General features: G+C 42.8%; 18 protein-coding genes. 4 read left to right on the top strand and 14 right to left on the bottom strand.

The annotated features are described in order from the left end of the window. Positions 1-204: 204 nt before the first annotated feature. The 3 genes from KXD93_RS28695 to KXD93_RS28685 form a co-directional block, all read right to left on the bottom strand. On the bottom strand, positions 205-2,130 hold the full coding sequence (locus KXD93_RS28695; RefSeq protein ID WP_258141006.1) for an alpha-amylase family glycosyl hydrolase: 1,926 nt from the start codon (positions 2,128-2,130) through the stop codon (positions 205-207). A 275-nt stretch (positions 2,131-2,405) separates the two neighbouring features. Then, entirely contained in the window at positions 2,406-2,774 is a 369-nt protein-coding gene (locus tag KXD93_RS28690) for a response regulator (RefSeq protein ID WP_258141005.1), read from the bottom strand. Positions 2,775-3,261: 487 nt separating this feature from the next. Next, positions 3,262-3,843 carry a thymidine kinase gene (locus KXD93_RS28685; protein WP_258141004.1) on the bottom strand — a complete coding sequence of 194 codons (582 nt, stop codon included), beginning with the start codon at positions 3,841-3,843 and terminating at the stop codon, positions 3,262-3,264. 169 nt (positions 3,844-4,012) lie between these two features. On the opposite strand from KXD93_RS28685, the gene KXD93_RS28680 reads away from it, so the two are divergent. Further along, complete coding sequence (locus KXD93_RS28680) at positions 4,013-5,092, top strand: DUF8457 domain-containing protein (RefSeq protein WP_258141003.1); 1,080 nt, start codon at positions 4,013-4,015, stop codon at positions 5,090-5,092. An 80-nt stretch (positions 5,093-5,172) separates the two neighbouring features. Here KXD93_RS28680 and rodA read toward each other — a convergent pair whose 3' ends face one another. The 7 genes from rodA to purH form a co-directional block, all read right to left on the bottom strand. Continuing rightward, positions 5,173-6,438 carry a rod shape-determining protein RodA gene (gene rodA / locus KXD93_RS28675; RefSeq protein ID WP_258141002.1) on the bottom strand — a complete coding sequence of 422 codons (1,266 nt, stop codon included), beginning with the start codon at positions 6,436-6,438 and terminating at the stop codon, positions 5,173-5,175. Beyond that, positions 6,428-8,431, bottom strand: coding sequence for a penicillin-binding protein 2 (gene mrdA, locus KXD93_RS28670; protein ID WP_258141001.1), 2,004 nt, complete (start codon positions 8,429-8,431; stop codon positions 6,428-6,430). The genes rodA and mrdA overlap by 11 nt, the downstream gene beginning before the upstream one ends. Then, positions 8,428-8,946 carry a rod shape-determining protein MreD gene (gene mreD, locus KXD93_RS28665; protein ID WP_258141000.1) on the bottom strand — a complete coding sequence of 173 codons (519 nt, stop codon included), beginning with the start codon at positions 8,944-8,946 and terminating at the stop codon, positions 8,428-8,430. The genes mrdA and mreD overlap by 4 nt, the downstream gene beginning before the upstream one ends. After that, the gene (gene mreC, locus KXD93_RS28660; RefSeq protein WP_258140999.1) at positions 8,939-9,772 is read right to left on the bottom strand and encodes a rod shape-determining protein MreC; all 834 of its coding nucleotides are present in this window, start codon (positions 9,770-9,772) and stop codon (positions 8,939-8,941) included. The genes mreD and mreC overlap by 8 nt, the downstream gene beginning before the upstream one ends. 61 nt (positions 9,773-9,833) lie before the next feature. Then, entirely contained in the window at positions 9,834-10,211 is a 378-nt protein-coding gene (locus tag KXD93_RS28655) for a four helix bundle protein (RefSeq protein WP_258140998.1), read from the bottom strand. A gap of 65 nt (positions 10,212-10,276) precedes the next feature. Continuing rightward, the gene (locus tag KXD93_RS28650) at positions 10,277-11,299 is read right to left on the bottom strand and encodes a rod shape-determining protein (RefSeq protein ID WP_073405201.1); all 1,023 of its coding nucleotides are present in this window, start codon (positions 11,297-11,299) and stop codon (positions 10,277-10,279) included. Positions 11,300-11,414: 115 nt separating this feature from the next. Next, a complete protein-coding gene (gene purH / locus KXD93_RS28645; RefSeq protein WP_258140997.1) occupies positions 11,415-12,941 on the bottom strand; it encodes a bifunctional phosphoribosylaminoimidazolecarboxamide formyltransferase/IMP cyclohydrolase in 1,527 nt (508 codons plus the stop codon). Positions 12,942-13,152: 211 nt separating this feature from the next. Between purH and KXD93_RS28640 the strand changes: the two genes are divergently transcribed. Further along, the gene (locus KXD93_RS28640; protein WP_258140996.1) at positions 13,153-14,370 is read left to right on the top strand and encodes a TlpA family protein disulfide reductase; all 1,218 of its coding nucleotides are present in this window, start codon (positions 13,153-13,155) and stop codon (positions 14,368-14,370) included. A gap of 109 nt (positions 14,371-14,479) precedes the next feature. On the opposite strand, the gene purN is transcribed toward KXD93_RS28640, so the two are convergent. Continuing rightward, complete coding sequence (gene purN, locus KXD93_RS28635) at positions 14,480-15,058, bottom strand: phosphoribosylglycinamide formyltransferase (RefSeq protein ID WP_258140995.1); 579 nt, start codon at positions 15,056-15,058, stop codon at positions 14,480-14,482. A 205-nt stretch (positions 15,059-15,263) separates the two neighbouring features. Continuing rightward, positions 15,264-15,755 carry a hypothetical protein gene (locus KXD93_RS28630; RefSeq protein WP_258140994.1) on the bottom strand — a complete coding sequence of 164 codons (492 nt, stop codon included), beginning with the start codon at positions 15,753-15,755 and terminating at the stop codon, positions 15,264-15,266. A gap of 393 nt (positions 15,756-16,148) precedes the next feature. Here KXD93_RS28630 and KXD93_RS28625 point away from each other — a divergent pair, with 393 nt between their 5' ends. Both KXD93_RS28625 and KXD93_RS28620 read left to right on the top strand, forming a co-directional pair. Then, positions 16,149-17,129, top strand: a complete 981-nt coding sequence (locus KXD93_RS28625; RefSeq protein WP_258140993.1) for a TolB family protein — start codon at positions 16,149-16,151, stop codon at positions 17,127-17,129. A 94-nt stretch (positions 17,130-17,223) separates the two neighbouring features. Then, a complete protein-coding gene (locus KXD93_RS28620) occupies positions 17,224-18,339 on the top strand; it encodes a zinc-dependent alcohol dehydrogenase family protein (protein ID WP_258140992.1) in 1,116 nt (371 codons plus the stop codon). Between the two features lie 95 nt (positions 18,340-18,434). Here KXD93_RS28620 and KXD93_RS28615 read toward each other — a convergent pair whose 3' ends face one another. Together KXD93_RS28615 and panB are read right to left on the bottom strand one after the other, a co-directional pair. Then, the gene (locus KXD93_RS28615) at positions 18,435-19,163 is read right to left on the bottom strand and encodes an RluA family pseudouridine synthase (RefSeq protein ID WP_258140991.1); all 729 of its coding nucleotides are present in this window, start codon (positions 19,161-19,163) and stop codon (positions 18,435-18,437) included. 106 nt (positions 19,164-19,269) lie between these two features. Beyond that, complete coding sequence (gene panB / locus KXD93_RS28610) at positions 19,270-20,085, bottom strand: 3-methyl-2-oxobutanoate hydroxymethyltransferase (protein WP_258140990.1); 816 nt, start codon at positions 20,083-20,085, stop codon at positions 19,270-19,272. Between the last annotated feature and the right edge of the window lie 211 nt (positions 20,086-20,296).

Raw genomic sequence — 20,296 nt, 5'->3', positions numbered from 1 at the left:
CTGCTATTTTTTAATTTGATACCTTGAACAACGACGAGGGGTAGCCTCTACGAGGCACTAGCCCCGTGTCTTTTGTATCCTACAAAGAGGTAGACCCTACGGGTCATTGTTTTTCGCTGGATAGAAATTGCTGTTTGTCAACAAAAAAGCCGGACGCTATTTAAAGACATCCGGCCCGATAATCAAATATACTCCCTGATTTAACTATTTCAATGGTGAGCTGCTGTACAAATGGTATTCGCCCGGGGCAAGTGTTATGGTGAACGTTAACGATGTTACGTTGATGGTGGTACCGGTAAAATTATCTATCCAGGTGCCTGTTGATGGGAATGTGATTGTGGTTGTGGCTGCCGTAACGCCAAAGTTACCCACCACCTCAATGTTGTTCGAGGCATCCAGCATCTGGATGGTTTTAACGGCTCCCCCCAAGCTATATTTAAAGTTGGTGCTTGTAAATACGGCGTTGTTCTTCTTCCAGTTTATCATCTGCGAATACACCTTAAATAAGTGCTGCCGGTTTACATCGTTCATGTATTCCCAATGCGGCAGCTTATCCTGCAATTTTACGTCATCCGTACCGATGGTAACATCATAGCCCCGTTCGCCAAACTGCCAAACCATTTTAGGGCCGGGCGATGAGAACATAAAGGCAGCACCCATTTCGTCGCGCTTTAAGCCTGTTGGCAGGTCCTTAACACTGTAGGTACCGCTGGCATTGCCATACATGCCGTTTTTATATTGCAGGCGCTCCTGGTCGTGGCTTTCAAAGTAGGCAACAAGTGCATAAGGGTTTGTAAATCCGTAACCGTCGTAAAACAGGCCCGAAATATCCCATGAGCCACCTGCGTCATTATAGCCCATAGTTGCCTGCTCACCGGGAGTGCTCAGGTTTGTCCAGGTCATCATGCCTTCGTTAGCCAGTTCGCCTTCTTCCTGGTTGCCGGCAAAATATTCCAGTATCACGTACAATTTGGGGTCGAGGGATTTGATGTAGTTATTATAGTTTTTCCAGATGGCAACGCGGCTGGCATCATAATTACCCCATGCGTTAACATCAGTACCCGAATTGGTTTGTGTAAAGCCTTTGGCCAAATCAAAACGGAAGCCATCTATCTTATATTCCGACGTCCAAAACTTCAGCACGTTTTTAACAAAGTATTTGGTAGCTGCACTCTCGTGGTTAAACTGGTACCCTACATTATAGGGATGCGTAGGTGTTGAATTATACCAGGGGTTGTTCAACGGCACGCCGTTTGCATCGGCATACATCTGCACCATTGGCGATGAACCGAACGAGTGGTTCAATACAATATCCTGGATCACCGCAATGCCGGCGCCATGGCAGGCATCAATAAATGCTTTAAGGTCGTTCTTGGTACCGTAGTATTTATCAGGCGCAAAATAATAGTTCGGGTTATATCCCCATGAATCGTTGCCCTCAAACTCATTAAACGGCATTAATTCAATAGCGTTAACACCCAGGCGCTTCATGTAATTCAGCGTATCGGTTAATGTTTTATAGCTGTGCGTCGCTACAAAATCACGCACTAATAATTCATAAACAACAAGGTTTTTAGGATCAGGGCGTGTAAAGCTGGTATTCTTCCAGGTGTAAGGCTGGTTGGCCTGCATAACGCTCACAATCCCGGTAGTTTTTCCTGTAGGATATGCCTTTAAGTTAGGATATACCGTTGTTGGGATATATTTATCATTATTCGGATCGAGTACCTTTTCGCAATACGGGTCGCCTACCTTTAATGATTTATCGATATAGTATTGATAAGCATACTCCGTGTTAGGATCAAGCCCGTCGATCTGGATCCACCAGCGGGTACCGTCAACCGAATTGGTCATGGCATATTTGGTATCGGTGGTCGACCAGCTGCTAAAGTCTCCTATCAGCGTAACCGATTTTTTATTCGGTGCATACAGGTTAAAAATGGCCGATTTGCCGCCATTAATAAAGGTTACCCCATCCCCTACTCCCGATGGAACATCCTTGCCTGTGGGGTTAGTCTTGGTGGTATCACCGGGAACGTTCCCGGAACCGTTGTTAGAAGAAGGCGTTTTTTTGCATGATGTAGCCGTTATCAGCAACGCGCCAACAAATAATAAGTATAAATTCCTCATATTCATATCAATTTGGTAATAATTGGTTTGTAAAGGTAAACTGATTTTTTGAGATTTTAGTATGGTGGGGAAAATAAGTTGGGTGAGGTTGTAAGGGTTGTAGTGGTTGTAAGAGTTGTAGTGGTTGTAAGGGTTGTAGTGGTTTGATTTGCACCTTTTTAACCTAACTCAAGTCATTAGCATTTACAACTTCTATAACTCTTACAACATTTACAACTTTCTCAAGTCATTAACATTTACAACTTCTACAACCCTTACAACATTTATAACCTAACTCAAATAACAAACTTCTTAACCATTTCAACAAGCACACCCATATCGAATGGTTTTTTAAGATAGGAATCGGCAAGGCCCTCTTCGGCAATCTCCTTAATGTTGCTTACTGCCGAAATAATGATAACGGGGATGTGGTTAGTTTGCGGGTTCGTTTTGAGCTCCTTGCTCAGCTGCTGGCCGTTGGCATCACTTTTCCATTCGGTAAGCCAGTTGTCCATCAGGATAAGGCCCGGGTTATGCTCGGTTACTTTTTTCAGGATCTTGGAATCGCCGGACGAAACTACGTCGTACCCCTCCTCTTCCAGGATATAAACAATAGTGTCCCTGATGTCCTTATCGTCCTCAATAACCAATATCTTTTTGGCCATAACCTTACAAGCTCCTTTACTTCATAACAATCAAGGGTATAGGTTTTGTTTTAGGGTGATGATTTATTTTTTTGGAGGGGTGATTTTCTATCTCGTCACTGCGAGGAACGAAGCAGCCTCTAAACTATGCAGATCAGGGAAAGGGAATTTTGTGGCAACAAACCACGCGGTTGTAAGGTCACATCAGCATAAAGGTTCGTTGATTGTCCTATGTATAGGTTGCTTGGTTCCTTACCGATGATAAGTTATTTTCAACTTGGGTGGGGTGTCACTCTGAGGCACTCGAAGAGCGACGTGCGCAGAGGCCAATCCGCGTGCTAAGCGTGGTGCAGAGGCCTATGCCCGCATGCTTCGAGTGCCTCAGCATGACACCCTTTTCTTGTCATTCCACTTCGTAATCCAGCGGATTTTACAACTTGCATGACGTTTTTAACGAAATGTTGTATCGCTTGTATCACCTGTATCACTCCCTAACGATACAATACAGCTACCTCAATTCCGGATCGTTATAACAGCTCCTGCACCTTGGCTCGTAACTTTCTTTTTCGCCAAGCAGCACTTTACTTTCACCAGGCACAAGCCGGTATGAATACATGGCCGGGTTGCCGCATCTAACGCATACGGCGTGCAGCTTGGTTACTGAATCTGCTATGGCCATAATGTCAGGCATGGGGCCAAACGGACGGCCTTTAAAATCCATATCAAGCCCGGCAACTATCACCCTTACCCCACGATTTGCCAGCACATTACAAACGTCAGGCAGCTCCTCATCAAAAAACTGGGCCTCGTCAACGCCTATCACATGCACATCGCTGGCCAGCAACAAAATAGAGGATGCGTTCTCAACCGGCGTTGATGGAATAGATGTTGCATTGTGCGATACCAGTGCGTTTTCTTCGTAACGGGTATCAGCCTTGGGACTAAAAATCTCCACCTTTAGCCTGGCTATTTTTGCGCGGTTAAGCCTGCGGATAAGTTCCTCGGTCTTACCCGAAAACATTGAACCACAAACCACCTCGATGCTGCCACCCAGTTCATTCCTCCGCTTAAAAATATCTTCTGTAAACAATGAATCGCCTTTTAGTTAGTTTTTTCGAGCCAAAAGCTTAAAGCGAAAAGCTTAAAGCACTTTTAAACAGTTCTGCTTTCCGCTTTAGTCTTTCAGCTTTTAGCTTCCCCGAACCCCAAATATCAGAATTTAATCTTATTTTTGAATAGCATTTTCCCAACATTGATCCATGAAGCAAAAGGAAGTATTTAAAAAGATAGGTGGCATTATACAAGAGCTGAGTGAGCAATATGAATACCTGGAAACAGTAGTTGATAATTTGAACGACCTGGAACTTGAGTTGTTTGTTTCAAACGCGCACTTCTTAACCGATCATATAGAAATATTGTGCAAGCTTAACTTACAAAATAAGCCAAAGCGCCCGCTGGTTGAAAAGCCTGAAACCTATCAGCAGAAATTCTTTGAGCCGGTAGTTCAGAAAATGAACCCGGTAGCCGATCTAAAAAGTTTAAGAACATCCAAACCGCCAATAAAACCGGTTGAAGTTGAGGTAGCAAAACCCGTTGAACCCAAGCCAGTAAAACAGGAGGAACAACCCATTGAAATACCGGCAGAACAACCTGTTGCAGCCGAAGAGCAACGCAGCGTACCTCAATTTGATTTTACTTCAAGAACTCCGGAAGATAGCTATTCCTTTATCCGTGAAGAGCCGGAAACCATAAGGCACGAATTGATTTTAGATGAAGCCGAAACCTGGGAGGATGAAGCGGAGCCTGTTGTTGAGGAAATTACTGAATCTGAAAAACCGGAAGAGGAAATCTCCACTATAATTGAAGAAGCTGAAGTTGTTCCCGAACCGGAAATAAAAGAACCTGAAACCATTTTTGAACCCGAAATTGCCATTGAGCCTGAACCCGAAGTGGTGCAGCCCGAGCCGGTGACAGCAATACAGGAAGAAAAGACTGTAGTTGAAGAACCTGTAAAGGATGAAGCTGAAGTAATAACCCGCAATCAAAAGATCTCTTCGCAGTTAGGCGATAAGGCATCAAAAAGCGAACAATTAAGTATAAAACCCATCAGCGATATTAAGCTTGCCATAACGTTAAACGACAAACTACTTTATGTAAAGGACCTGTTTAACGGTTACAACCTGGCCTACAGCGAAGCGATAGAGATCTTAAACCGCTTTAACACGTTCGAAGAGGCCCAACGGTTCCTGAAAACCAATTACGTTACCAAAAACAACTGGGAGGGCAAGCAAGCCACGGCGGATAAGTTTTATGCATTGCTGAAGAGAAGGTATGCTTAAGTGGCAGACTTCAGTAGCAGTAGCAGTCCTTAGTTGAGGATATTTAAACTGCTACTGCAACTAACTCCTGCTACTCCTTTTTAAACGATCCCCATCCGGTTTGAGTCCAGTTTCAGGAGTACAAACAACAAGATAGTAAAGCTTAACAATGATGATCCGCCATAGCTGATGAATGGTAGCGGGATGCCTATTACAGGCACCAACCCTATCGTCATGCCGATATTGATCATTACGTGGAAGAAGATTACCGAGGCCACCCCATAGGCATAGATCCGTGAGAACGGCGATCGCTGTCGCTCGGCAATAAAGATGAGCCGGAGGACTAAAAACAGGTAGAGGCCCAGCACGGTTAACGATCCTGCAAAGCCCCACTCCTCACCTACCGTACAGAAGATAAAGTCGGTACTTTGCTCAGGCACAAATGAATATTTGGTTTGGGTTCCCTTTAAATAACCCTTACCCCACATTTTACCGGAGCCAATCGCAATCTTTGATTGGTTAAGGTTATAACCCTTACCTCTCAGATCGCTCTTAATGCCTAATATAATATCAATCCTCACCTTTTGGTGTGGCTTTAAAACGCTGTTGTAAATAAACTTAACACTAAACACAAATACCACGCAAATAGCTAAACCAGTGAGCATGGTGTAAACCACCTTTTTGTTGCGGCGAAATAAACCAACAACAGCAAGTGTTATCGCTACAATTACCCCGATAACGGCCAGGGGTGGAAACAATATCGACGTTACAAACAGCGCAATAAATAAGGCACCGATTATCAAAAAGTAAGGCGACAATCCCTCGCGGTATAAAACAAAAACAAGCGATAAAAACACCAGCGTTGAACCCATATCGGGCTGCAGCATAATCAGGAACATGGGTACGCCAATAATTGCCACCGCTATGGCAAACGCCTTTGGCTCAGCAACGCGGATGTTGGGCCCGCTCAGATATCGCGCCAGCAATAAACACGTGGCAAACTTGGCAAATTCCGAGGGCTGCAGCTTGAAGCCGCCACCCATATTTATCCAGGCCTGGTTACCGCCTACATTACGCCCAACTACCAAAACGATGGCCAGCAGCAGCAACGTTATAATATAAAATGCCGGCGCCAATGCGGTAATAAACCTGCTCTCCAGCAATAATATAATTCCCCCCACAACTATGGAAACCACTATAAAGGTAAACTGCTTGCCGTAATTTGTATGCGCATCAATAATACTTGGGTAGCGCTCATCAAACACCGCGGCGTGAATATTAAACCAGCCAATGGTGCAAAGGCAAAGGAATATAAATACCGTTACCCAATCCACATTAAAAAAGAAGCTGCGCTGGCTATTTATCATGTTTCCTCTTCGGTAAAACGGCCAGGAGCCTGGTTGACGAATCTTTTTTATTTTGACGGGATGCTCCCTTTAAGCCTTTTATCGGCTTTTTCATTGTATCTGCTTTTTGTTTAGCGGTATCTTTTGGTGAAACTTTCCTTTTGAAACGGTTATAATAAAGTGCCGAATCGGGCAGGCGATTAGCATTTGCAAAATAATCAACGGTTATTCCAGACTCACGCGGAGAAATGCTTCCCCTTAAATATTGTTCAACTATAAAGCTGGCAATAGGCGCTGCCCAGTGCGCACCTTCGCCTGAATTCTCTACAACAACCGCTATGGCGATCTTGGGGTTTTCCCGTGGTGCAAAGGCTACAAATACAGAGTGAGCCTCGCCACCATGGTTTTGGGCGGTACCTGTTTTTCCACACATAATAATGCCGGGAATTTTTGACCGGATGCCTGTACCTCTTTCAACCACCGCCTGCATCCCATTTATCACCGGTTCAAAATATCCCGAATCTATCCCAACATAGTTGCGTAATTTATATTCTTCCTTAATTACGTTTTTAGTTCCGATGGCTTTAACCAGGTGAGGTTTGTAATAATAACCATGGTTGGCTATTGTACACTCCAGGTTAGCCATTTGCAGTGGCGTTGCCAATAGCTCGCCTTGCCCGATAGCAAGTGATAAAATTGTACTCGCACGCCAGCCGCCCTTACGGTATTGATTATCGTAATACAATGGCGTAGGCACATTACCCCTGCTTTCGCCTGGTACATCCAGATCCAATCGGCTACCTAAACCGAATTTCTTAACATTATTACGCCAATCGGTATAGGTTGCTTCTGTTTGTTTGATACCGTTGTGCTCAATAATCTTCTGGAATACCATGGAAAAATAGCCGTTACATGATTCTGCCACTGCACTGCTTAAGTTTACCAAACCATGGGCTTCTCCATTATTACATTTTACTCTCCTGTTGCCTGCCTGAAAATATCCCGGGCAATAATAAGTTGTTTGCGGTGTAATGATCCCTTCTTGCAACGCAATAAGCGCGCTTAGTGGTTTAAAAGATGAACCCGGCGGATATTTTGCCTGCACCGGTCTTACAAAAAGCGGGTTATAAACATCAGCGTACATTTTTGCAGAATTATTACCACGCTCCCTGCCAACCATCAGGTTAGGGTTATAGGTTGGGCTGCTTACATAAGCCAATATCTCGCCCGTTGATGGCTCAATGGCAACTATGCTGCCTACCTTATTTTGCATCAGCTTTTCGCCTAGCTTTTGAATGGTAATGTCTAACGATGAAGTTAAACGTTGCCCGGGAACTGCAGCAGTATCATACAATCCGTTAGCAAACTTTCCTTTTAACCGGCCTCGCGAGTCGACCATTTGGTTACTAACGCCACGCTGTCCGCGCAATACGTTTTCATAGGATTTTTCAACGCCTGTTATCCCTATAAAATCACCGGAATGGTAATATCCACCGGACGACGCAATTACATTGGGTTGTACCTCACCAATATAACCCAGGAACTGAGCGGCTACAGAATCAGGATAATTACGGAGATAACGGGTTATTGCTGAAAAACCGGGAAATTCAGATAAACGTTCAGATACCGAAGCATAGGTTTGCGCCGTAAGCTGTTTTTCGAAAATGGATTCATGTGTAGGCCCATTCTTCCATGCTTTTACCCAGCGTTTATTAAAGCCATCTTTGTCGATCCCTAAAAGCTTACAAAACTCAACAGTATCAAATGGCTTTACTTCCCGGGGGGTGACCATGATGTCATAAAAGGGCTCGTTTTGTACAAGCACTTTCCCGTTCCGATCTAAAATCGGCCCACGGGCAGGGTATATAATGGTTTGCCTTAAAACATTTTTACCGGCATATATGGCATACTTTGGGTCGACGATCTGGATATAGAACAGCCGGGCAAGCAGTACAACAACAATGGCTATAAAAATCCCAGCTATAACATAGCGTCGCTCAAAAAAACTATTCATTTACGTTCTTTCCTCTTGAAAAATAACAGGCCTGAAATTAATATTAAAAACACGGTAAATAATGAACTCAATAAAATGCGGCTTATTGTGAATTCAATTTGCGACAGGCTGAAAGCTTCCAGGTTGATGAGGAAAAAATGGTGAACAAAGGTAAGTACAACGGCATAGGTTAAGAACCACCTAACGCCCATAATGCTTAGAGTTGGCTCAGGCTCGTTATCAAAGCCATCCTTTTGAACAGTAATGCTGATGAATAAAATACGGACAAAGGCGAGTACCACACAGGCCGCTGCATGCAGGCCGGGTGTATCGTAAAAAGCATCAATGGTGAGGCCTAATATGAATGCAAGGATGAACAATAAAACGTTAGGCACCTCAAACGGTAACAACAGGATAAACAGGATATAGAAGTATGGCGTTGAAAGGTTATACAGGTCGATATTCTTTAACAGAAAAACCTGGATAAATACCAGTACTATAAAGCGCAGAAAGTTTACTATGATAGTCTTACTCATCCTTTTTTTGCTGAGCCTCCAGTCCCGTTTGCTCGGCGGCAAATTTATTGACAATTACATATACATATTGCAGCTTGGTAAAATCAACTGCAAGTGCCACATCCATATTTAATGAAACGCCGCCACCCTTAGTTTTCAAGCTGCTGATGGTGCCAATCGGAATGCCTTCCGGAAATAACGAATAACCGGAGGTTACCACTTTTTCGCCAACCTTTGGCACCGCGTTGTTTGACACATCGCGCAGCAAACCTTTGTGCGGATTAAACTCATCGCTCCATTGGATATAACCAATCTCCTTGTTAGTAGCCAGCATCGCGCTGAATTGTGAATCCTTATGCAGCAATGATTGGATCACTGAAAAATGATCGGATACAAAAACTACCTTACCTACCAGCCCCGCACTACAGATCACCCCGATTCCCTTCGTAATGCCCTGTTTACTGCCTTTGTTTATGGTGATATAGTTATTTGCGCGGTTAGTTGAATTATTGATCACCCTGCCTACAATGTATTCATATTGCTGCTTGTAAACGGTATCAACTACTCTATGCTTATTTAAGGTATCGGCGTATAACGACGACTTAAGCTGGTTACGCAACCGGGCATTTTCGAGCGCAAGGGCATCGTTATTATCCTTCAACGACAGGTAGCTCTTAAACTCACTGATACGGGCATACAATCCACCTGTAACCTGGTTTGATGAATTAATAAAGCTTGCGTTTTGAAAAGAGTTGTATTTGATATAGATCAGCAGCGCCGAAACCTCGAAAATCACAAACAAAAAGAATGCGTTATACTTAGTGATAAATATCAAGAGGTTACGCATGGTTAGAGATTAGTTAATTGGAGATTAGAGATTAGTTGCCTAAACGTTTATTAATTTGTTGTTAGAGATTAGGTTTTACTTCTGCCTGCTTTCTTAAAAAAGAAATATACCCATTTATCATTTTCATGCATTCCTCACAATCGTTTTTAAAAGAGTCTAAAATCTCTTCGTTAATAAAATTACTATCTAAGGCAATAATCAGGTGGTCTATTGTTTCCGCAGCCGAACCGCGTGCATTTAACAGAAACTTAGCCGCATCGGCGTAATGAAACCTCCCATGCCCCTCAGCAATATTGTTTCCTACAGACCTTGACGATCGAATGATCTGATCAGTTAACCTGTATTTTTCGTCCGGTGGAAATGATTTAGTTAATTCAGAGATGTTATTTCGTAAAATCCTCGCTTTTTTCCAAACCTCGAGATCAGTAAAAGAATTCATGCTAAATATTACTTAACCCGCAATAAAAGACCTAATCTCTAATCTCCAATTAACTAATCTCTACCCTACTGCATTAAGAATTTAAAATTACCAATATTCTTCAGGGCGGTACCTGTTCCGCGAACTACGGCGCGTAACGGATCTTCGGCAACGTGAACCGGCAGCTTGGTTTTTGCTGCGATACGTTTGTCTAAACCGCGAAGCAATGCACCACCACCTGTAAGGTAGATGCCTGTTTGGTAAATATCTGCCGAAAGCTCTGGCGGAGTGATCTCCAATGCCTTCAGGATCGCTTCTTCAATTTTAGAAATTGATTTGTCCAGGCAATGCGCAATTTCCGAGTATGATACCATGATCTGTTTTGGCACACCGGTCATTAAGTCACGACCCTGCACTGCAAAATCGGTTGGCGGATCGGCAAGCTCCGGCAATGCAGCGCCAACTTCAATTTTTATTTTCTCAGCAGTACGGTCACCGATCATTATGTTATGCTGGCGACGAATGTATTGTACAATATCAGAGTCGAAGTTATCACCCGCAACGCGGATAGACTGGTCGCAAACGATCCCCGACAAGGCGATAACCGCGATCTCGGTAGTACCACCACCGATATCGATGATCATGTTGCCCATTGGCTCTTCCACATCGATACCGATACCTACCGCAGCAGCCATTGGCTCGTGGATCAGGTAAACTTCTTTCGCCCCGGCAATCTCTGCAGAGTCACGTACGGCACGTTTTTCAACCTCGGTGATTCCTGAGGGGATACAGATAACCATACGCAGCGATGGAAAGAACCATCCCTTGCCCTGGTTGATCATTTTGATCATCCCGCGGATCATGTGCTCAGCAGCGTTAAAGTCGGCAATTACACCATCTTTAAGCGGGCGAACGGTGCGGATATTATCGTGGGTTTTACCTTCCATTTGCATGGCCTGGCGCCCTATAGCGATAACTTTATTTGTTGTACGATCGAAAGCTACTATCGACGGTTCGTCAACAACAACTTTGTCATTATGTATGATGAGGGTATTTGCGGTACCTAAATCGATAGCGATTTCTTGTGTAAAAAAATTAAATAGACCCATTTGGTTTTATTTCAAAAAAATAAGCGTCAAAGTTAATAATAAGGGTACGAAGTTCACGAATTTAGACTAATTAAAGCGAACTATCCTAATAAATCGCACCCTGTTTTTCAATTAATTAATGTTTAAAATGACGTACCCCTGTGGTAACCATTGAAATGTTTTTTTCATTACACATTTCAACCGAAAGCTTGTCGTTTATTGAACCACCGGGTTGTAAAACCGCGGTAATTCCTGCTTCGGCAGCCAGCTCCACACAATCAGGGAAGGGGAAAAATGCATCAGATGCCATAACCGCCCCATTCAAATCAAAACCAAAACTTTCAGCCTTAATAACTGCCTGCTTTAGGGAGTCGACCCTTGACGTCTGCCCAACGCCGCTTGCCATCAGCTGACCATTTTTCGCGAACACAATAGTGTTTGATTTGGTATGCTTAACAACCTTATTGGCGAAAAACAAATCCCGCCGCTCGTGTTCAGTTGGCTTCCGGTTGGTTACCGCCGTCATTTGTGCTGGCCCCTCAATAACTGCATCCTTGTCCTGTTCAATAACGCCGTTCAACAATGTTTTAAACAGTTTGTTCGGCAATTCAATAGCCTGACGAACCAGTATAATACGGTTCTTTTTGCCTTTTAGTATTTCAACAGCTTGGTCGGTAAACGCCGGGGCTATCAATACTTCGTAAAATATTTTGTCGATTTCGGTAGCTGTTGCTGCATCAATCTCGTCATTAGCAATGATAACGCCGCCAAATGCTGACACCGGATCACAAGCCAAAGCATCTATCCAAGCCTCTTTAATAAAATTGCGCGATGCAATGCCGCAGGCGTTGGTGTGCTTTAAAATAGCAATTGTCGGCTCTGTAAACTCATCTATCAAAGCAACAGCCGCATCAACATCGACAAGGTTGTTATAAGATAATTCTTTACCGTTCAACTTAGTGAACATTGCATCCAGATCACCATAAAAAACACCTTTCTGGTGCGGGTTTTCTCCGTAACGTAAAACCTGGCTGGTTTGGATGCTTTCCTTGAATACAGGAAGCGGCTCTTCCTGGTTGAAATATTTGAAGATCGCTGTATCGTAGTTTGAAGAAATGTTAAACGCTTTGTGAGCGAATGAACGGCGCTGATCAATTGTGGTCGTTCCTCCTTGAGTTTTAAGCAGGTCCTCCAATACCGGGTAGTCGGCCTTCGACGCTACGATCACAACATCCTTAAAGTTTTTAGCTGCTGCGCGGATCAATGAGATGCCGCCAATGTCAATTTTTTCAATGATCTCGTCTTCTTCGGCGTTCGATTTTACAGTTTCTTCAAACGGGTAAAGATCAACGATCACCAGGTCAATTTCAGGGATCTCAAATTGTGCCAGTTGCTGTTCATCGCCGGCGAAATTCCTGCGGGCCAAAATGCCGCCGAAAACTTTGGGGTGAAGGGTTTTTACACGGCCGCCTAATATTGACGGATAGGAAGTTAGGTCTTCAACGGGTATCACATTTACCCCTAAATTACGGATAAAAGTTTCCGTTCCACCGGTTGAATATATGTTAACGCCAAGGCGGTTTAACTCATGAATTATCGGCTCTAAATTATCTTTGTAATAAACAGAAATTAAAGCATTCTTTATTTGCACTGACTCGCTCATTTACAGGAAGTTTTTTGAGCCGCAAAGGTAGGGATTAGAGATTAGAGATTAGCGGCTAAAGGTTAGTTTTTTTTAACTTTTTTTAGGATAGAAAAGCACCATGTAAAAGCGCATTTAATTTTTTTTCAATTACAGGCTAAGTTTATCTGCGCAATACCAAAATGCGGGCTTACTTTCTCTATATTTGACTAAATCTTGTCTCAAAAAAAGCATGAAATCTACCTTATTCACGTTCTGTTTTATAATAGTTACCAACCTGCTAAAAGCGCAATCGGGCGAATTACCGCTTAATCAACCTGCTCCCGCAATAAACTTTCAGCAACACGTTGGCAAACAAGCACCAAAAGATTTTTCTAAGGGCAAAATCCTGGTTATTGATTTTTGGGCTACATGGTGCGCACCTTGTATAGCTAACTTTCCGCATTTTAATAAACTGGCCGACACCTATCAAAGTAAGGATGTGGTTTTCGCCATCCTGACCGAAGAAAAACTATCCACTGTTCAGCGTTTTTTTGATCGTACTAAAAAGCAAGTTCACGGTTTTAATTTAGTTGATACGAGCAAAACCACCATGAAAAACTTTAGGGTTGATTACATCCCGTATAGTGTAGTCATCGACAAAAACAATATTGTAAAATGGGCAGGCTCCGGTGAACAGCTAACAGACGAGATTTTGTCAAAAATCGTAAAAAATGAATACGTGGCACCAGTTGCCAAAGAAGTGCCAAAACCAGATGCTCCGGTAAAAAAAACGGTTAAAGCAAAACCGTTTTTCTCATTTTCAATTACCTATTCAGATACAACCCAAAAACAGTCGCCGGGTGGAAGTTCCTTAAATTCTAACGGTGACTATATCAGCGTAACAAAAAGTGATGTTCAACTCGGCGATCTTTTAGAAGACCTAACAGGCTTTGGACGGCGGGCACGCATAATCACCAACGATACCACTAAATTAAAACGTCGAATTACTGTAGATTTTAACAGTAAGTTTGATACCACGCTTTTTAAAAAATACAGGAACTGGCTCCTTACAAATAAGCCAAGGAAAAACCTCATCCTATCTTTAATGGGGGATGCTTTAAAGTTCGATGCTAAAGTAAACAAGGTAACGAAACCACATTATGAGCTCGTGGTAACTGATAGCGCCAAACTACATTCATTTATGTCGATGCAGAAGGGACACAGCAGCTTTTCTGACGACTATTTTCCAAAGTTCGAGATAGTTGGCTATCAGCTGAAAGATATAACAACTAACCTTGAGGGCAGTGCCAAAATAATCATCACCGATAATATTATCGACGTTAATCGTTACGATCTCTCGCTGGATATCTCAAACCTGAAAACAATTCAGCAAACGCTCAATTTCCATGGTTTAGGGTTAAAGGAAGTAAATGGCGAAGTAGAATTGCTGGAGATAGATTTTTATTAATGACTTTGGGTTAATTTAATATAGCCCTCTCTTAATTTTATCAAAAATTGAAACTAAAAGGGCCTGCCAATTTTTCAACTAATCACTAATCTCTAGTCTCTAATTAACCCTAACTCTTCATCTTCTTCAGCAGACTTTCAATCACTCTTGGAAAGTGCTGGTGCTCCAGTTGCTGACCTTTAAATTTTACTACTTCAAGGTTATCGTCAGGTTCAATTTTAAATTTGGATTGATGGATGATCTCACCCTCGTCAAATTTATCGCTTACAAAATGGATGGTAATGCCAGATTCTTCGTCCCCGGCAGCAAGTGCTGCCTTGTGAACATGGTCGCCATACATACCCTTACCGCCATGCTTTGGTAACAAAGCGGGATGCAGATTGATGATTTTATTGGGAAATGCATTTAATAATGAAACAGGTACCAGCCAAAGGAAACCTGCAAGCACTATCAAATCCACCTGCAGATTCTTTAAAAGCCTGATCACATCATCAGTTTCATAAAATTCCTGGCGCGTAAAAATGTGAGAGGGGATTTCAAAGTTATCAGACCGCTGTAATACGTAAGCCTGTGGATTGTTGGTAAGCACTAATACAACTTCGGCTTCTGCACTGCGTTTAAAATGCTCCATTATTTTTTGAGCATTTGATCCCGACCCCGAAGCAAAAATGGCAATTCTTTTTTTCATTAAAATCGTATACTTTTTAATGGTAAGGTAAATGTATAACTAACAGTTCAAATCGCCTTTGTTGGGTAATTTTTTTGTTACACACCACAGTTACATCGCCCAAATATAACGATTCCATCCCAATAATTGGCGGTTTAAATAGCAATAAACACGTTTTTAATTTTTACTAAATTAAAATTGCTTACCCGGAAAGATGATGTTAAAATTAATTGCCGGTTGTAGTCTTTTGCCGTATAAATCCATACTTAACAATCTTCCTCGGCTTAGTTAAGGAATAATTTGGCGCAATATCGCCCGTGTTAAGCACCATGGAATATACGCCAAGAGTTATGATCTGGGCATTTATGAATGGTTTTGTTTTGGTTGTGGTAGTACTATCGCAAGTCATATCAGCATTCAAATAAAGCTGATTGGGAGTAAGCGACCAGGTTCCGCTGGATGATTGGGTAAGACAATTAAAATTTGTGTACGTGCAGGTAAAGTCGGGTTTAAAGGTAAAAATTTGCCCACAGGTATCATTGATGGTGGTATCTGTCAGCTGTTGATTACCGGTGTAAGTAGTTGTTTCTATGGAGGCCAATTGCCAGAAACCTCCGGAAAAAAGTGCAGGAATAGCATTTTGACCCGTTTTTTTACAGGAATTAATTACGAGGCCTATTAATACTATAGAGAGGAGCAAAAAATATTTCTTTTTCATCAGGGCCATATCCGCAAAAATAAAAATTCCGCCCGTATTAACCGGTACAGTGTTGATTATAACTTCTTTTGAATATAGATTATTATTGAGGTGCAGCAATAATTTAATTTATAACAGTGCCTACCTTTACATGTGTGCTAAATTAGCTACCACAAATGACTAACTAAAAAAACATACGTATATCATTTGATAAAATGCGATCTGAATTTGAACGGGTATTACTATCGTTAAATTTCACGGTCGAAAGGGCCTATTAATGTGCTACCATTTTTTTGATTGAATAATTCGCTTAAACCATTAAATATAATAACAACCCTATTTAAATAGTTTCTTATCGTCTCAAAATATCCGGTAGTTAGATTTAGGAATCACCTTCAAACTAATTACCATCAAATGAAAAATACTGTAAGGCTAATTTGCGTTCTGGTTATCATCTCACTTAATATGGAGTCGGTGAAAGCCGCATGTAAGACAGGATTTCAATCCATTGATACCAGCAAAATCCAAACTGATGCCATTCTCTTTGCCCCGGGGCCAATCCCGGGTGTTGTCAGGCGTGCTGCCGCCCCGGCATTTTCGCCGGATGGCAAGGCCGTTTATTTCGGGCAGGCTGCTGATAAGGGTATTACGATAATGGTATCGTACCGTAAAGGCCGCAAATGGTCGGAGCCTGTGCTGGCGTCGTTTAGCGGAGATTTTCAAAACCTGGAACCCGCCTTTTCGCCCGATGGCAAATTTTTAATATTTGCCTCAAGCCGCCCTAAAACTCCCGGCGGAGCAAAACTGGATGGCTTTTGGAGCAAGAAGAGTTATCCCGGCAGCGGTGGCAACCTATGGAAGGTGGCCCATACAAAAAAAGGCTGGGGCACACCGGAGTTATTACCTGAGATCATCAACCAAAACAGTTCTATATTTAGCCCGGCTGTTACAGCAGATGGCAGCATTTATTTTATGTTGCCGGATACCTCGGGGCGGTTCCATATCCGCAGATCGCAGTTCAGGAACGGCAAATACGAAACGCCGGTTCGTCCATCGTTCAGCGTAGATAATTATGGCGATGTTGATCCGGCTGTTGCTCCTGATGAATCTTTTCTTATTTTTTCTTCAGGTCGCCCGCCTGCATTGCCACATACTGCTGATCTTTTCATTGTTTTCCACACTCCAAACGGATGGGGTGAACCGATAGACCTAAGGCAGGCAATCTCTGATAAAGTATTTGGAGTTGAAGCTCGCTTATCGCCCGATTTAAAAACATTATACTTTAGTAATCAACAGAATGCTGCGGGTGTAACCGTGTCAACAGATCAATATATATGGCAGGTAGATATTGGCGGGATTCTGAAGGCGCATGGACTGCAGTTTAAAGGAAATTAATTAACATCACCACCAATAGTGACCGCTGTCATTTAATAAAGGCTGTTATCCCTGCAACTTTGCTTCATCATCACTTATACTTAAAGGCAAAATCATGGAAGCATTGATTCAGGAAGGGGTTGCGGACAAACCCAATGTAAATTCAATATCGAACGGTTCAGGAAAAACAATGAAGGCGTTGGTTTATCATGGCCCAGGGAAAAAAGCCTGGGAAGATAAACCTAAACCTGTTATAATAAAGCCGACAGACGCCATAGTTAAAATTCTGAAAACAACCATATGCGGAACTGACCTGCACATTATGAAAGGTGATGTTCCGGAAGTTACTGACGGCAGGATAATAGGCCACGAAGGCGTTGGAATAATTGAAGAGGTAGGAAGCGCTGTAAGCAGCTTTAAGAAAGGCGATCACGTATTAATCTCGTGCATAACATCATGCGGCAAATGTGATTATTGTAAAAAAGGCATGTATTCTCACTGTACAAACGGGGGCTGGATCTTAGGGCACCTGATTGATGGTACACAGGCTGAATATGTAAGGATTCCGCATGCAGATAACAGCCTTTACCCGATTCCTACAGGCGCCGATGAAGAAGCGTTGGTTATGCTCAGCGACATTTTACCCACAGGTTTTGAATGCGGCGTATTAAACGGACAGGTAAAACCCGGCGATACAATAGCAATTGTAGGTTCGGGCCCTATAGGCATAGCTGCTTTATTAACTGCTCAATTTTACTCGCCTGCCGAAATTATTATGATAGACCAGGACGACAACCGCCTGGGTGTTGCAAAAACTTTTGGCGCAACCCAAACCATTAACAGCGCACATGAAGATGCTGTAAACAAGATAATGAGCCTTACAGATGGAAGAGGAGTTGATGTGGCTATTGAAGCCGTTGGCGTACCGGCAACCTTTGAATTATGCCAGGAAATAATAGCCCCGGGCGGCAGGATCGCAAATATTGGCGTTCACGGTAAAAGTGCAACCATCCACCTGGAAACTTTATGGTCGAAAAACATCACCATTACTACAAGGCTGGTTGATACTGTAACTACACCCATGCTTTTAAAAACTGTTCAATCAAAAAAATTACAGCCCAATCAGCTGATCACCCACCATTTCAGGTTAGATCAGGTTATGGATGCATACGATACCTTTGGGAATGCAGCAAAAGAAAAAGCTTTGAAGGTTATATTGACAAATGAATAGTGTTAAGTCGAAAGTCCTAAGTCTTGAGGAAGAAGTTGTACCGTAACTTTTGACTCAAGACTTTTGACTCGAGACTTTTGACTCGAGACTAATGACTACTCTCCTACCATCATCCCCTCAAACCGCTCCCAAAAGCCATCTTTTGGTACGGGAGCAATAATTACAACAGGTTCCTTTTTTATAGGATGGATGAACTCCAGCCGGCGGGCATGCAGGCTGATACTTTTGCGCAGGCTGCCACGCGGATAGCCATACTTATTGTCACCCACGATCGGACTGCCCAAGGTTGAAAGTTGCACCCTGATCTGGTGCGGTCTGCCGGTTATCGGATCCACCTCAATTAAATAATAGCCGTTAAGCTCGCAAACCATTTTATAGTTTAGTTCAGAGCGGGAACTGCCAACTACTTCCCTGTCATGCGCCTTGGTAACATTTTTCTGCGGATTTTTTACCAGCCAGTGAACCAGGTTTCCTGCTTCGGGTTGAGGACGGGTTCTTACAACGGCATAGTAAGTTTTGTGCATTTCGCGGCCCTTAAACATGGCGTTGATCCGCTCCAGTGCCTTGCTGGTTTTAGCGAACAGGATAACGCCGCTAACAGGTCTGTCCAATCTATGTACCACGCCTAAAAAAGCGCCATTGGGTTTGTTATATTTTGTGGCGATGTATTTCTTAACCTTATCATCCAATGACTCATCACCCGTATCATCAACCTGCACAATATCACCTGCCCGCTTATTAATAGCGATCAAATGATTATCCTCATAAAGGACATCATCGTCGGTAATCTCGTGGTTAATATATTTTATGTTGACTTTGGACATGGATTAGTTCATGGTTGATGGTTCATAGTTCATGGAAGAAACAGGGTTGATAGTAAAAGCAGCAATTGCAGCGGCTATGAACCATCAACTATTACCCATGAACTAATTAGTACTCCTCCTTCTCGTTAGGGAAGGTTTTTGCCTTTATATCGCTTACATAGTTCTGAAAGGCGCCATACATTATTTCATGCAAATTTGCGTATTGGCGTAAAAAGCGTGGTTTAAAGCCCTTGTTTATGCCCAGCATATCATGGATCACCAATACCTGCCCGTCGCAATTTTGGCCGGCACCTATACCTATGGTAGGGATGTTAATACTTTCACTTACTTCTTTAGCTAATTTGGCCGGGATCTTTTCCAAAACGATGCCAAAGCACCCAAGTTCCTGCAGCTTTAAAGCATCGTCCCGCAATTTTTGCGCTTCGGCTTCTTCCTTAGCCCTTACCGTGTAAGTTCCGAACTTATAGATAGATTGCGGTGTTAAGCCCAAATGGCCCATCACCGGGATACCGGCTGTAAGGATGCGGGTAACAGATTCAGCAATTTCAACGCCGCCTTCCATTTTTACGCCGTGGGCGCCTGATTCCTTCATGATCCGGATAGCAGAATTTAGCGCCTCCTTTGAGTTGCCCTGGTACGAGCCAAACGGCAAATCGACAATAACCAACGCACGTTTTGCAGCGCGAACTACTGATGAGGCATGATAGATCATTTGATCCAATGTAATCGGCAGCGTGGTTTCATGGCCGGCCATTACGTTTGAAGCAGAATCACCCACCAGTATAATATCCACTCCCGCTTCATCAACGATGGCCGCCATGGAGTAATCATAGGCAGTTAGCATGGCGATCTTCTCGCCACGGTTCTTCATTTCCTGCAAAATATGCGTGGTAATTCTTTTAACCTCTTTATGTGTTGACATGGGTTATAGTTTTGGACGGGACGAATTTCACTAATTATTTCGAATTTCACGAATTGCTTTCAATGTCTGCTAATATTAATTCAATCAATTCATAAAATTCCTTTGTTTTTAATTAGTGAAATTCGTGATTTTGTTATACTTTTGCGGCGTGAATCCAGAAGTAACCCACTTCAATTTTTCAATCTGTTTTCACGGAGCGCTGTACCAGGCA

The sequence above is a fragment of the Mucilaginibacter phenanthrenivorans genome, from assembly GCF_024721155.1.
Classification (GTDB): Bacteria; Bacteroidota; Bacteroidia; order Sphingobacteriales; family Sphingobacteriaceae; genus Mucilaginibacter; species Mucilaginibacter phenanthrenivorans.
This window is presented reverse-complemented; position numbering and strand designations above follow the sequence as displayed.

Excerpts from the sequence above, each read along its gene's own strand:
- mreC (WP_258140999.1), bottom strand. The coding sequence starts at position 9,772 with ATGCGTAACCTCTTGATATTTATCACTAAGTATAACGCATTCTTTTTG.
- mrdA (WP_258141001.1), bottom strand. The coding sequence starts at position 8,431 with ATGAATAGTTTTTTTGAGCGACGCTATGTTATAGCTGGGATTTTTATA.
- KXD93_RS28640 (WP_258140996.1), top strand. The coding sequence starts at position 13,153 with ATGAAATCTACCTTATTCACGTTCTGTTTTATAATAGTTACCAACCTG.
- rodA (WP_258141002.1), bottom strand. The coding sequence starts at position 6,438 with ATGATAAATAGCCAGCGCAGCTTCTTTTTTAATGTGGATTGGGTAACG.
- KXD93_RS28615 (WP_258140991.1), bottom strand. The coding sequence starts at position 19,163 with ATGTCCAAAGTCAACATAAAATATATTAACCACGAGATTACCGACGAT.
- KXD93_RS28680 (WP_258141003.1), top strand. The coding sequence starts at position 4,013 with ATGAAGCAAAAGGAAGTATTTAAAAAGATAGGTGGCATTATACAAGAG.
- purN (WP_258140995.1), bottom strand. The coding sequence starts at position 15,058 with ATGAAAAAAAGAATTGCCATTTTTGCTTCGGGGTCGGGATCAAATGCT.
- KXD93_RS28690 (WP_258141005.1), bottom strand. The coding sequence starts at position 2,774 with ATGGCCAAAAAGATATTGGTTATTGAGGACGATAAGGACATCAGGGAC.
- panB (WP_258140990.1), bottom strand. The coding sequence starts at position 20,085 with ATGTCAACACATAAAGAGGTTAAAAGAATTACCACGCATATTTTGCAG.
- KXD93_RS28620 (WP_258140992.1), top strand. The coding sequence starts at position 17,224 with ATGGAAGCATTGATTCAGGAAGGGGTTGCGGACAAACCCAATGTAAAT.
- KXD93_RS28695 (WP_258141006.1), bottom strand. The coding sequence starts at position 2,130 with ATGAGGAATTTATACTTATTATTTGTTGGCGCGTTGCTGATAACGGCT.
- KXD93_RS28625 (WP_258140993.1), top strand. The coding sequence starts at position 16,149 with ATGAAAAATACTGTAAGGCTAATTTGCGTTCTGGTTATCATCTCACTT.
- mreD (WP_258141000.1), bottom strand. The coding sequence starts at position 8,946 with ATGAGTAAGACTATCATAGTAAACTTTCTGCGCTTTATAGTACTGGTA.
- KXD93_RS28655 (WP_258140998.1), bottom strand. The coding sequence starts at position 10,211 with ATGAATTCTTTTACTGATCTCGAGGTTTGGAAAAAAGCGAGGATTTTA.
- KXD93_RS28650 (WP_073405201.1), bottom strand. The coding sequence starts at position 11,299 with ATGGGTCTATTTAATTTTTTTACACAAGAAATCGCTATCGATTTAGGT.
- KXD93_RS28630 (WP_258140994.1), bottom strand. The coding sequence starts at position 15,755 with ATGAAAAAGAAATATTTTTTGCTCCTCTCTATAGTATTAATAGGCCTC.
- purH (WP_258140997.1), bottom strand. The coding sequence starts at position 12,941 with ATGAGCGAGTCAGTGCAAATAAAGAATGCTTTAATTTCTGTTTATTAC.